The following is a 12,709-nucleotide window of genomic DNA, read 5'->3' as shown; positions in this document are numbered from 1 at the left end:
ATTGCTATCGTTTCTATTGCGAACGATGGTGACGAGATTTGATGCCTCCACCGGGGCGCTGATCTCCTTAGTCGAAAAAAACCGCTCGATTGCACGCGGGCTTTTTTGTTCACTCACGTTAACGCTGTACAGGGAAATGCTGCTCAAGAAAATCCATCACGCGTGGCACGTATTTTTCGGTATCAAACACGGCTGCGCTGTGTCCGACACCTGGCTCAATAAATAGCTGATTATCAACGCCATATTCATCAAGTTTAGATTTAAGCCGTTGGCTTTGTGATACTGGAACACGCCTGTCTTCCGCACCATGTAACTGGATAAATGGGGGCGTATTTGAATTGATGTAGTGGGTACTCGACGCGCGTTGTGCAATATCCGGTATGTTGCTAGGGATGTCACCTAAAAAGCGTGATACGGATGATCGCTTGCTTGCTTTCTTGCCATGTTTTTTACCTAACGCAAGCAAGTCGGTAGGGCCAAAGAAACTGACCACCGCTTTCACTTCGTATTTGGGCTGGGGAGTGTAAAAGGCGATATTGCTCTGTGAGTTAGTGGCACCCACCAAGCCGGCTAAGTGACCTCCAGCTGAGCGACCCATCACAACCAATTTATCCGCAGTAATATTGTATTGGTTAGCATGATCGTGAAGAAAATTGAGCGCGTCATTAATGTCTTTTAGTGGGGCTGGAAATATCGCTTCACCACTTAGGCGGTAATCGACAGCAGCCAATGCATAGCCCTTTTCTAACACGGCCTTGAGTAATGTTGGGTTCTTAGTTGGGATGGCATCTTTGCTTCCTCGCTTCCATGCACCTCCGTGCACCCAAACCAAAAGAGGATAAGGCTGACCAGCATGAGCGCTGGGTGTATAGAGATCCAAGCTTATCGCGTTGCCGTCAATACGTTTATACACAATATCTTTGTCGATCATCGCGTGCTCACTGGCATTCACCGAGGATACATAAAGGAGAGATACGCAAAATATTTTTATCAGAAACTTCATACTTATTGCTCGCATTAAAAGGATGTTTCAACAGCTAACCAATAACGACGACCATCTTCCACATAGCCATATTCATCGTAAGTGGTTTGCTTGTCTAAAAGGTTATAGATGCCGGCCATCAGTTTGAAATGGCGGTTTAGCTGCCAATTGGTGCCAAAGTCAACATAAGTAACGGATGGTGCGGTCTGACTTCTTGAATCGATACTAATCGGATCGGATTCTTCACTACGATAGGAAACGCGTAGCCATGAGCCAATGTCATCTTGAATAGCCCAATCAGTGTTGAGCGCGACCAAGTGGGTGGGGACCTGAGTTAATGGCTGACCTTTGTCTTCACCAGCGCGTTTTTCTGAGCGTGTGTAGGTGTAGGTCGCGGTTACATCCAGACTTTTTGTCAGTGCTTTTTTGACCGACGCTTCAGTACCATAGGTGATGGCATTTTCAATATTGGCATAGGTGGCGTCACAGGCACGCGCGGTGCAGTTTGGATCAAGGTTAACGCGGTCAATTTTGTCTTCAAAGTCGTTATAAAAAACGGTGAAATTTGCGTTTAACGCGTTTAAGTCTTCGTAATATAGCCCAAGCTCGGTATTAATTGACGATTCCGGCTTTAGATCGGCGTTGCCATAAATATCACATCGACCATTACAGCTCTCTTGTACCCACTCGTCTTCCATTTCAGTCAGGCTAGGTGCTCGGTAGCCTGTTGATACGCCCCCTTTTACCGCCCAAGCTGTATTTGGGGACCATACTGCATAAAAGCGTGGACTAAGGTGAGAGCCAAATTGCTCATTGTTGTCGTAGCGAAGCCCCAAGGTTAGAGCAATATTGTCGGTAACGTACCATTCATCTTCCGCAAACACAGACCATTGGCTATTACGAAATTCATAATTACCGTTGTCGAGCACTTCACGTTCAAAACTGGTGCCAACTGAAACATAATGAAGATCAAGCCCTTTTGACCATTGTGTTTTAGCGCGAGTGTTTTCTACTTCTAACGAGCGACCCTCGTTCTCGACTGATTCCATACTAAGATAGGAGGATCCGCTAATATCGCTGTAGCTTGCTTCGTGTCTAATTCCGATAGATTGCCGGTTATTATTGGTTTCTGAATCGCGGGTTCTTGTCTTTCCGGCGGTGTTTTCCCGTGTTTGGTCGTGGTGGGTGTAGTCTACACTGATGGTATCGTCTTCAGTGGCAGTAAAGTGCAGTGATGCGCGATAGTTTTCGAGTGTTTTTCCTCCATTGGCGAACGCAATGTCGTCTTCAATCCGTTCCTGATATCGCGTTGAGAGATTGCCACTGAGACGATCGTTGACCAATGGGCCCGATAAAGACAGTTCTCCTTGATAATAATCACCCGATTGATTATTTTCTTGCAGCATGGATTCAGCACGCAAGTGGCCTGTCCATTCAGCGCTATCTTTTCGGGTAATAATATTGATCACTCCCCCCATCGCATCGGATCCATATAGCGTAGACATCGGACCGCGCACTACTTCAATTCGCTCTATGGTATTTAGCGGTGGCAGCCAGTCTTGCTCATAGCCGCCACCACCGCTGACTTGTGTTTCTCGTCCTGACTGCTTGCGACCGTCAACAAGAATCGCGGTGTAGTCAGACGGCATTCCGCGAAGGGATATCTCTTGGCGTGAACCGCCACTTGTGATTACCACGCCTGGAACATCTTGAAGGGCATCCGTGATGTCTTTGTAGGCGCGGTTTTCAATTTGAGAACGGTTTATCACACTAATAGACGCAGGGGCTGACAGGGTGGACTGTTCATAACCAGTGGCGGTAATCACCATGGTGTCACTGGACGTCGAGGCCTCAGAGTGTGGTGTTTCAGCCAAAGAAACCAGCGGGAGTGTTGAGGTTAACCCTACCGCAAAACGATAAATAAAGGGATTGGTTTTAAACATATTGGGCAGCTAACAGTTTGGTAATTAATAATCGTTATCAATTAAATACTCATTAGCAAATGCTTTCAATCAATACCTTATTCGTAAAACAAAAACCCACTATGCGGTATTTGCAATATGGTCCTTTGGGTTAGGAGTAAGTGGCGGTGCTATCAAATAGCTCATCAAATATTGCGCGAATCCAGACACACATGGGATCATCGTGAAAGCGTTTGTGCCAGCATAGATAGACTTTCGAGAAGTGCAATTGCAATGACTCAGGGACTGCTCGAGTGAGAAGCCTCTCGTCGTGGCAGGCAGCTTGGGCAAAAGGAGTGGGTAAATGGAAAATGATATCGGTTTGTGCCGCAATGTTGGGGGCAGAGCTGAAGTTAGTGATTTGCACAGGTGTTGATAGACGCTGCTTTTTATTTGCCAATCCCAATTCAATAAATTTGTGCTCGAGCGAAAGGGTTTTCTCTCCTTGAAGTGATATTTGCCCAAAATGACAGTGACTTAAGTTCTCTGCTGTCAATGTCGCATTCGCCAATGGGTGGTTGCGATTCATCAATAACCTAAAATCTCGTTGTGCAACGGCTTTTCGGTGAATGCTTTGCTCGGATTTTGGTGGTTCGTGTGACGACAAGGAAAAGTGGATGTCACCCGCAACGAGTTTTTCAAAATGCTGTTGTGGTGAGGTATCTATGCTGACAACGAGATTCGGCGCTCTTTCGCGAATAGCGGCAACAACATCTGGCATCATTGTGTTGACTTGTGGCTGTAACCCATAGAAACGAACAGTACCTGCTACCTTCTTCGGATCAAATGCGTTCTTATGCGACAGCTTTTCCAAATTGATGATTAAGGAAGAGATGTCTCGCTTAATCTCGTCAGCTTTCGGGGTTAGGGAAAAACCAAAACTTGTACGGACTAACAGCTCGTCATCGAAAAAAAGTCGCATTTTTTGCAGCGCTCGGCTGACCGATGATTGACTGGTATTAAGCAGTAATGCGGTATTGGAGACATGCTTTTCCTCGAGCAAGTACTTGAGAATATAAAGTGATGTCACATCGATGTTGGGGATCTGCATAGTGGGATATCTTATCAATGACGTCTATTGTTGAAGCTGCGGTATTCGAATCAACATACCAGAATCTCTTGTCAGACTCATCGTGCATCAATCGTTATGGCTATTGTGGTTCTCGTAAAAATAAAGCAGCCCGCACTTTTCAGCACGGGCTATTCTATTTTCAGGCTTTAGGTCGCTTTTCTGACTGACTTACCAGCCTTTCACCACCGCCCCGTCAAAGATTTCCATCGCCGCGTTGTAAACCGCGTCAGTTTGGTAGGCTTTTACAAAGGTCTTGACGTTTTCTGCGTCTACGTTGTCTTTGCGGGCTACAATCAGGTTCACGTAGGGTGAGTCCTTCCCTTCAACAAACAGGCCGTCTTTGCTTGGGGTTAGGCCGATGCCAGCGGCAAAGGTATTGTTGATGATGGCAATATCCACGTCTTCCAGTGAGCGAGGCAGTTGTGGGCCTTCCAGTTCAATAATTTCAATGTTTTTCGGGTTTTCAACGATATCGAGCTTGGTAGCGCTGATGCCAGCACCTTCTTTGAGTTTTAGGATACCTTGCTGCTCAAGCAGTAGTAATGAACGGCCGAGGCTAGCAGGGTTATTCGGCACGGCAATTTGCCCGTCTTCTGGGAGATCGGCCACGCTATCTAACTTATAAGAATAGGCCGCAATCGGGTACACAAAGGTGTTGCCAGCAATCGCAAACTCGTAGCCGCGATCTTTGATTTGCGCGTCTAAGTAAGGTTTGTGCTGAAAGGCATTCACATCAACCGATCCATCGTCGAGTGCCGCGTTGGGCGACACATAATCGGTAAAGGTGATCAGCTCAACGTCGAGGCCTAACTTCTTGGCTTCTTTTACTGCGTGCTCGGCCACTTGTGCTTCTTCGCCTGCCATCACGCCCACGGTGATGCTGTTGGCATCGCTAGCGGCTTGCTCTTTTTCTCCGCACCCAGTGAGTAGGAGTGTGGAGGCGAGGCCTAAGGTGGTTAAAAGTGTTTTAATGGTGGTCTTCATTGTCTGTCTCCCTTGATAATATTGTCCGTCGTTTACGGTAAGTGTTGTGTTTTATTATCGGTGATCGGTTCGGCGTACCAAGTAATCGCCTAAAGATTGTATGGCTTGTACCAGCACGACTAGCATGACAACGGTGATCAGCATAACCGTGGTATCAAAGCGCTGGTAGCCGTAGCGGATACCGACATCGCCTAGGCCGCCACCGCCCACGGCTCCAGCCATAGCAGAGTAGCTGACGAGGGTGACCAAGGTAATGGTTGCGCCATTAATAATGCCAGGTAGCGCTTCGGGTACGAGTACTTTATAGATAATTTGCAAGGGGGTAGCGCCCATGGCTTTGGCTGCTTCTTCTAGTCCCGGTGGCAGCTCTAAAAGCGCCGCTTCGACCAGACGTGCAACGAAAGGGATGGCGCCCACTGTCAACGGGACAATTGCTGCCGCTGTTCCAATCGAGGTGCCGACGAGCAGGCGGGTAAAGGGAATAATCGCAACCAATAAGATAATAAAAGGGATCGAGCGACCAATATTCACCACCGCGCCGAGCGCTTGGTTAAACTTGGGTTGCGCTAGCAGCCCCCCTTTTTTGGTGACGTGTAGCATCACACCTAATGGGATCCCAATGGCAAAGCCTATCAGGCCGGAGGCAAAGACCATATACAGAGTTTGACCTGTGGCTTCGGCAAGCAAGTTAAGCAGGGCGTTGTTTTCGTTGACCCAATTTATAAGTTGATCAATCAACATAGCCAAGTACCTCCGTGTTGACATGGTGCTGGTTGAGATAGTGGATGGCGTCTTCGACCGCTTTTTTCGGGCCCATAATCTCTGCCAGTAATAAGCCGAATTTGACGCCGCCAGCGTAGTCGATATCAGAGCTTAAAATGCTGATGTCGATATCAAACAGCCTTGATATTTGACTGATCAATGGATCATCCACGGTAGCGCCGGTAAATTCTAGGCGCACCAAGGGGTAGCTGCCGTCAAAGTAGGTATCTTTTAAGCGTTGGGCATAGTCATAAGGCACCGATAAATCCAAGGTTGAGCGGATAAATTGTTTCGCTAAGTCGGATTTTGGATGGGCAAATATGTCGCCCACCGGGCCAGATTCAACCAATTCACCGTCACCAATAATGGCAACGTCGTGACAAATGCGCTTCACCACGTCCATTTCGTGGGTGATCAATAAAATGGTCAGGTTGAGCTTTTCATTAATGGTTTGTAGCAGTGACAAAATCGATTGTGTCGTAGCAGGATCCAGTGCGCTTGTGGCTTCATCACACAATAATACATCTGGGCTTGGCGCCAGTGCGCGCGCAATCGCGACACGTTGTTTTTGTCCGCCACTGAGGCTAGCCGGATAGACATGACGCTTGTCGGCTAAACCAACTAAATCGAGTAACTCGGTGACTCGGGTTTCGATCGCGTCACTGCTCGCGCCGCTCAGTTCAAGCGGTAGGGCGATGTTGTCGAAGACCGATCGAGATGACAGTAGGTTAAAGTGTTGGAAAATCATCCCGATTTGACGGCGAGCTTGGGTTAGATCGCGATTGGATAACGCGGTGAGGTTAACGCCTCCTACCTTTACCGTGCCGCTGGTTGGGCGCTCGAGCAGGTTAACCATTCGGATCAGCGTACTTTTGCCGGCACCAGAGGCACCGATCACACCAAATACTTTTCCTTTCGGGATAAATAAGTTGATGTCGTTAAGGGCATGAATTCGGCGCTCCCCGAGTTCGAATACCTTGTTGAGTTTGGATATCTCAATCATCACATGTCCTTGGCGATAAATTTGATCACAGCCGACTGACTCAGCGGTCTATCCCGCGCTCTTGCTGTCGTTCTGGTTATTGATGCTATGAGTTAGGTAAAATGAAGTCAATGGATATTTTTACTTCTGGACGTCTAAATGGCAATAAGGCTAATCAGTTGGTTATAAATAAAACAGTCAACGAGATCTCAAGCATGCTTGATCTCATCGACTAAAGCGTGTTCACTAATAGCCTTTCTAACCCTTTGTTCTGATTAAGTGATATGCCAACTGCCTTGATTGATACCACGATGTTGACGCTATTTATTCCCACCTTCTTTTTGTGTCAATCACACCGGGAATGTGTATGACACTATCCATGACCCTGGGGATGACTATCGGAGTTAAGCGTAGCCTACATATGATGTGGGGCGAGCTCATTGGCGTCGGCCTTGTGGCGATTGCGTCAGTGGTAGGGGTGGCGGCCGTGATGCTGAACTATCCTAGCGTGTTTCAGGTGTTTAAGTATGTGGGGGGCGCGTATCTGGCGTATCTCGGCGTACAAATGTGGCGATCGCGTGGCAAAATGGCAATCCCAAAGGAAGAGGCGTCGGCGCCGAATGATATCTCTGCGTTATCGTTGGCGGCACAAGGTTTTGTCACTGCGATAGCCAACCCGAAAGGCTGGGCATTTATGATCTCACTGTTGCCGCCGTTTATTAACCCTGCGATCTCATTGCCCAGCCAGCTGAGCGTGCTGGTGTTGATCATTCTTTGCACGGAATTCAGTTGTTTAATGTTGTATGCCAGCGGTGGGCGCACCTTACGTCAGTTTTGCAGCAAAGGGTAATGTGCAATTGCTGAACCGAATCGCCGGCACCTTGATGATCGGCGTCGGCTTTTGGCTGGCGTTGGGGTAATTAACGGCCGTGATGGTGTGTAATCACTCTGCAAAATAGTGCTTTGGCGGTCGCTAAAATCGCATCCGGGAAGTCATAGTCAGGGTTGTGCAGCTGTGGGTGGTGCTCGCCGCTGCCAATGCCAAATAATGCGCCGGGCCAGCGGGCAAGAAATTCGGCGACATCTTCTGACCAACGCATGGGCTCCTTAAGCCAGTGAACCTCTAACCCCAGCGACTGCGCCGCGTTGACCACGACTTGGTTATGCGCTGTGCTGTTTTCGGCGGCAATAAACGGCTCGTGCCAACTTAGATCCACGGTTAATTTTGCTCGGTCGGCGATGGCGTTTACGTGATCGACTAACCGGGTTTGCATGGCATGAAAAGTGGCGTTGTCGTCGCTGCGTAGGGTCGCCATCACGGTGGCCTCGCCGGGCGCAACGCCAAACGCGGGGTCGCCAAGTTGGGCGTGAACTAGCGTCACTAAGCTGAACGTGGAAGGATAAGCGTCAGGAAGCTGTGTGAGCATACGCATCACGTCACTCATGGCGTTTGCCGGGCTGACCCCGCGCTCTGGGTAAGCGGCATGGGAGGTTTTGCCATGCAAATGAATCGCAACACCGGTTGAGGCGCAGGCAAAGGTGCTTGGGCGCACCACTATCTGATGTTGGGCAAAGCCTGGCAGGTTATGAAAGGCATAGACATTGTCGATGTGGCGGGTTACTAAAAGCGGATTGGCACACAGGCGTGCCGCGCCTTCGCCGGTTTCTTCAGCCGGCTGAAAAGCGAGGATCACAGTCCCCTGTTTAGGGGGGGTTTGGCATAGCTGAGCAGCGACGGCAAGCAAGGCGGCAGCATGGCCATCGTGACCGCAGGCATGCATGATGCCATCGTGACAGGATGCATAATCAAGTTGGGTGTGTTCGTGAATGGGTAACGCATCAAAATCGGCGCGTAACAAGGTGGTTGGCCCTGGCTCGCGACCTGCAATGTCTACCACAATGCCATGACCGCCCACGTCGGTCTGGGGAGAGAGACCAAAGTCGCGCAGTTGGGCGGCAATGGTGCGCGCACTTTGCGCTTCGTGATTCGACAGTTCAGGGTATTGGTGCAGGGCATGCCTAAACGCTAGGGGATCAAAATCAATCGCCATCATCGACTCCAAAACAAGGATGGAAAGGCTATGCTAGATCGCTTTGGGGCGTCACGTTGTGAAGTTAAACGCAAAAAAAAGCCAGCAACATGTGCTGGCTTTTGCTCTTTCTGGGCTGAGCGTGGGTTACGCTTGGCCGTTGTCTTCGGCTTGCTTAGCCTGAATCGCTGTCAGTGCCACGGTATAGACAATATCGTCAACCAAGGCGCCACGTGACAGATCGTTCACTGGCTTACGCATGCCTTGTAGCATTGGACCGATAGAGACCAACTCGGCAGAACGCTGTACCGCTTTGTATGTGGTATTACCTGTGTTCAAGTCGGGGAAGACGAACACGGTGGCTTTACCGGCAACAGGCGAATCTGGCGCTTTTGATTTCGCGACATTTTCCATGATGGCCGCGTCGTACTGAAGCGGGCCATCGATGATCAGATCAGGACGCTTCTCTTGGGCAAGACGGGTGGCTTCGCGGACTTTATCCACGTCTGCCCCTTTGCCTGAGCTACCGGTCGAGTAAGAGATCATCGCTACGCGAGGTTCAATACCGAATGCCGCGGCAGAATCGGCAGATTGGATCGCGATTTCAGCCAGTTGTTCAGCATTTGGATCCGGGTTAATCGCACAGTCACCGTATACCAGCACTTGCTCAGGCAGCAGCATAAAGAATACTGATGAGACCAAAGAAGCGTTCGGTGCGGTTTTGATGATTTGCAGCGGTGGACGGATGGTGTTAGCGGTGGTGTGAACCGCGCCAGATACCAGGCCATCCACTTCGTTCGCTTCTAGCATCATGGTACCCAGTACCACGGTATCTTCGAGGTGCTCTTGGGCAATGACCTCGGTAATACCTTTACTCTTACGCAGCTCGACCAAGCGTGCCACGTATTTATCGCGTGCTTTTACCGGATCGATAATTTCTACGCCAGCGCCCAAGGTCACGCCTTGTTGCTCTGCAACGCGTTTGATTTCTTCTGGGTTACCCAAAAGCACACACTCGGCAATTTTACGCTCGGCACAGATAGCGGCGGCCTTGATGGTGCGTGGCTCGTCACCTTCGGGTAGCACAATGCGCTTAGCGGCTCGACGTGCAAACTCGGTGAGCTGATAACGGAATGCGGGTGGACTGAGGCGACGTTCGCGGTTCGACCCTGAGCTGAGTGATTCAATCCAGTTGCCATCAATGTGGCCAGCAACGTGGTCGTTCACAAACTCAACACGGGCTTTATCGTCAGCCGGCACTTCAAGGCTAAAGCTTTGCAGATTGAGCGACGTCTGCCAGGTGTTACCTGCAGTGGTAAATACCGGAAGGCCGGTTTCAAACGCGCGGTCACACAGGGCTTTTAACTGATCAGGGATGGCATAACCACCTGTCAGCAACAAGGCACCGATTTCTACGCCGTTCATCGCAGCTAGACACGCGGCGACGATCACGTCAGGGCGGTCAGCCGAAGTCACGAGCAAGGAGCCTGGGCGGAAGTGTTCAACCATATTAGGGATTGAACGCGCACAGAAGGTAATGCTCTTGATGCGACGTGAGTGAATTTCGCCTTCGTTGATAATGGTGGCGTTCAAGTGCTTGGCCATATCGCTAGCACGAGTGGCGATCAGGTCGATTTTCCATGGTACACAACCCAGTACACGGATTGGGCTGGAGTTGAAAATCTGCATCACTTCAACGTTAGTTGGACGTGCGCCGTCCGCTTCGTCAAAGATTTCTGACAGGTCAGGGCGCGTGCGACCTGCATCATCAACAGGCGCGTTAAGCTTGTTGATGATCACACCTGAAATGTTGCCGTTTTTGCTGCCACCAAAGTTGGTGCAGGCAAACTCGATACGCTCTTTAAGCTGGGCAGGGTTGTCAGTGCCTGGGGTGGTCACAAACACGATTTCTGCATCCAGTGTTTTCGCGATCTCGTAGTTGATCTGGTTCGCGAAGGGGTGGTTACGTGTGGTGACCAAGCCTTCGACGAGCGCAACTTCTGCGTTTTCAGTGGCACGAGTAAAGCGCGCGAGCACTTCTTCGAGCAGCACATCTTCTTGATCCGAGCGCAGCAGGTTTTCGGCTTGGTTCATTGACATCGATTCGGCGACTCTCATATCACTGTTGGCGTGAATGATTTCCGTCGTCAGATCGGTGACGTCAGTGTCGCTACCGTGATGTGGCTGAGCAATCGGTTTAAAAAATGAGACGCGGACGCCTTTACGCTCCATCGCTCGCATGACGCCAAGGCTGACACTTGTCAGGCCGACGCCGGAGCCGATTGGAATTAGCATAATAGTACGGGACACGTTGACTTCCTCTTACTATCTGGTTGGCGTGCCGGATGGTCCGGCACGAATACAAAAACGGCTGAGTGGAATCAGCCGTTGGAAATGGTCTTACAGGCCAGTTAGGCGCGCAGTGTCTTGCGCAATCACCAACTCTTCGTTGGTTGAAATCACCATCGCAGGCACGCGGCTTGCGTCGGTAGTGATCACGCCTTCGCCGCCAAAGCGGGCTTTCAGGTTGCGCTCTTTGTCGACCTCAACACCCAGCAGAGCTAGGCGCTCGAGTACCAATTCGCGGATTGGGCCTGAGTTCTCACCGATGCCGCCGGTAAAGACAATTGCGTCCAGGCGGCCGTCGAGGGTCGCGGTGTAGCTGGCTACGTACTTGGCAAGACGGTGGCAGAACACGTTCATTGCACGTGTTGCTTCTTCTTTCTCGCCGTAGTTATCTTCAACAAAGCGGCAGTCAGAGGTCACTTCGGTCAAGCCTTGCAGGCCAGACTCTTTGGTAAGCATGGTGTTGATTTGCTCAACGCTATAACCGAGTGCATCGTGCAGGTGGAAGATAATCGCTGGGTCTAGGTCACCAGAGCGGGTGCCCATAACCAAGCCTTCCAATGGGGTCATGCCCATTGAAGTATCGACCGATTTGCCGTTTTTAATCGCACATACTGACGCACCGTTACCAAGGTGGCAGTTGATGATGTTCACTTCGTCGACAGGCTTGCCAAGTTGCTCAGCGGCCGCGTTGGCGATAAAGAAGTGAGAGGTACCATGCATGCCGTAGCGACGAATGCCGTGCTCTTTATAAAGATTATAAGGCAGCGCATACAGATAAGCTTCTTCTGGCATGGTTTGGTGATACGCGGTATCGAAAACAGCGACATTTTTCAGCGCAGGGAAGGCTTTTTTCGCCGCCTCAATGCCAACGATATGTGCTGGGTTGTGCAATGGCGCGAAGCTCGCTGCATCGTGGATCCCTTTGAGCACCTCGTCCGTAATCAATGCTGAATGGGTAAAATGCTCACCGCCATGAACAACGCGGTGACCGATAGCACCCAAGTTCTCGGCCAGTTCAGGCTTCGAGGCCAGAATTGTGTCTACAATGAAGGTGAGGGCTTCAGTGTGCGCGGCGCCGTTGCCCAGTTGGGCTTCATGCTTACCGTCCATTTTCCACTTGATGCGGGCTTCTGGAAGGTTAAGGCATTCGGCAAGACCGGTAAGATGCTCATCGCCTGATTGTGCGTCGACAATGGCGAACTTCAAAGAGGAGCTTCCGCAATTGAGTACGAGAACCAGCTTTGACATGTATGACTACCTATGTTTCGTGAGACAGAGTGTATGGAATAAAAAGGATAGTGGACAAATTGAGACACTACCTTTTCAAAAAAGAATTATCTCATGCCTTGTCGCGGGGAAAGAATTATCGTTATCCGTCCTGGATAAGTGAACGCTCCATTGAGTACAACCGGATTGGGTTGCGAGACAATCGAATCCGAGCAACAATGATAAAAGTGCGCTAAGGATAGCGGGACTTGATCCAGATAACAAAAATTTTTTGAGCGATATGGGTTAAATTTTAAAGTTTTTAAACAATTTGTTTAGTTTTTATTGTAAAAGTTGAGTGACAGCCCCTTTCGGTCACAC

General features: G+C 49.9%; 9 protein-coding genes and 1 pseudogene. 1 reads left to right on the top strand and 9 read right to left on the bottom strand.

Annotation, left to right across the window (positions count from 1 at the left end; translation table 11 throughout):
- Positions 1-118: 118 nt before the first annotated feature.
- From HLG76_RS11805 to metN, 6 genes are all read right to left on the bottom strand, one after another.
- Entirely contained in the window at positions 119-1,003 is an 885-nt protein-coding gene (locus HLG76_RS11805) for an alpha/beta hydrolase (RefSeq protein WP_175993712.1), read from the bottom strand.
- Positions 1,004-1,017: 14 nt separating this feature from the next.
- Positions 1,018-2,925, bottom strand: a complete 1,908-nt coding sequence (locus HLG76_RS11800) for a TonB-dependent receptor (protein ID WP_175993711.1) — start codon at positions 2,923-2,925, stop codon at positions 1,018-1,020.
- A gap of 130 nt (positions 2,926-3,055) precedes the next feature.
- Positions 3,056-3,994, bottom strand: coding sequence for a LysR family transcriptional regulator (locus tag HLG76_RS11795; protein ID WP_175993710.1), 939 nt, complete (start codon positions 3,992-3,994; stop codon positions 3,056-3,058).
- A 189-nt stretch (positions 3,995-4,183) separates the two neighbouring features.
- Positions 4,184-4,999: a methionine ABC transporter substrate-binding lipoprotein MetQ gene (gene metQ / locus HLG76_RS11790; protein ID WP_077460093.1), complete on the bottom strand. Its 816-nt coding sequence runs from the start codon at positions 4,997-4,999 to the stop codon at positions 4,184-4,186.
- Positions 5,000-5,053: 54 nt separating this feature from the next.
- Positions 5,054-5,740 (bottom strand): methionine ABC transporter permease, encoded by a 687-nt coding sequence (locus HLG76_RS11785; protein WP_021023981.1) that lies wholly within the window; start codon positions 5,738-5,740, stop codon positions 5,054-5,056.
- Positions 5,730-6,764 carry a methionine ABC transporter ATP-binding protein MetN gene (gene metN / locus HLG76_RS11780; RefSeq protein ID WP_021023982.1) on the bottom strand — a complete coding sequence of 345 codons (1,035 nt, stop codon included), beginning with the start codon at positions 6,762-6,764 and terminating at the stop codon, positions 5,730-5,732. The genes HLG76_RS11785 and metN overlap by 11 nt, the downstream gene beginning before the upstream one ends.
- Positions 6,765-7,042: 278 nt before the next feature.
- On the opposite strand from metN, the pseudogene HLG76_RS11775 reads away from it, so the two are divergent.
- Positions 7,043-7,663: pseudogene (locus HLG76_RS11775) on the top strand (LysE family translocator).
- Here the strand turns inward: HLG76_RS11775 and HLG76_RS11770 are convergent.
- From HLG76_RS11770 to HLG76_RS11760, 3 genes are all read right to left on the bottom strand, one after another.
- The gene (locus HLG76_RS11770; protein WP_175993709.1) at positions 7,664-8,797 is read right to left on the bottom strand and encodes an amidohydrolase; all 1,134 of its coding nucleotides are present in this window, start codon (positions 8,795-8,797) and stop codon (positions 7,664-7,666) included.
- 123 nt (positions 8,798-8,920) lie between these two features.
- A complete protein-coding gene (gene pta / locus HLG76_RS11765; protein WP_175993726.1) occupies positions 8,921-11,068 on the bottom strand; it encodes a phosphate acetyltransferase in 2,148 nt (715 codons plus the stop codon).
- Between the two features lie 105 nt (positions 11,069-11,173).
- Positions 11,174-12,370 (bottom strand): acetate kinase, encoded by a 1,197-nt coding sequence (locus HLG76_RS11760; protein ID WP_175993708.1) that lies wholly within the window; start codon positions 12,368-12,370, stop codon positions 11,174-11,176.
- Between the last annotated feature and the right edge of the window lie 339 nt (positions 12,371-12,709).

Source organism: Salinivibrio sp. EAGSL, from assembly GCF_013366455.1.
Taxonomy (GTDB): domain Bacteria; phylum Pseudomonadota; class Gammaproteobacteria; order Enterobacterales; family Vibrionaceae; genus Salinivibrio; species Salinivibrio costicola.
This window is presented reverse-complemented; position numbering and strand designations above follow the sequence as displayed.

Coding starts and splice junctions, on each gene's coding strand:
- HLG76_RS11795 (WP_175993710.1), bottom strand. CDS start 3,994: ATGCAGATCCCCAACATCGATGTGACATCACTTTATATTCTCAAGTAC.
- HLG76_RS11805 (WP_175993712.1), bottom strand. CDS start 1,003: ATGAAGTTTCTGATAAAAATATTTTGCGTATCTCTCCTTTATGTATCC.
- HLG76_RS11800 (WP_175993711.1), bottom strand. CDS start 2,925: ATGTTTAAAACCAATCCCTTTATTTATCGTTTTGCGGTAGGGTTAACC.
- pta (WP_175993726.1), bottom strand. CDS start 11,068: ATGCTAATTCCAATCGGCTCCGGCGTCGGCCTGACAAGTGTCAGCCTT.
- HLG76_RS11770 (WP_175993709.1), bottom strand. CDS start 8,797: ATGATGGCGATTGATTTTGATCCCCTAGCGTTTAGGCATGCCCTGCAC.
- HLG76_RS11760 (WP_175993708.1), bottom strand. CDS start 12,370: ATGTCAAAGCTGGTTCTCGTACTCAATTGCGGAAGCTCCTCTTTGAAG.
- metQ (WP_077460093.1), bottom strand. CDS start 4,999: ATGAAGACCACCATTAAAACACTTTTAACCACCTTAGGCCTCGCCTCC.
- HLG76_RS11785 (WP_021023981.1), bottom strand. CDS start 5,740: ATGTTGATTGATCAACTTATAAATTGGGTCAACGAAAACAACGCCCTG.
- metN (WP_021023982.1), bottom strand. CDS start 6,764: ATGATTGAGATATCCAAACTCAACAAGGTATTCGAACTCGGGGAGCGC.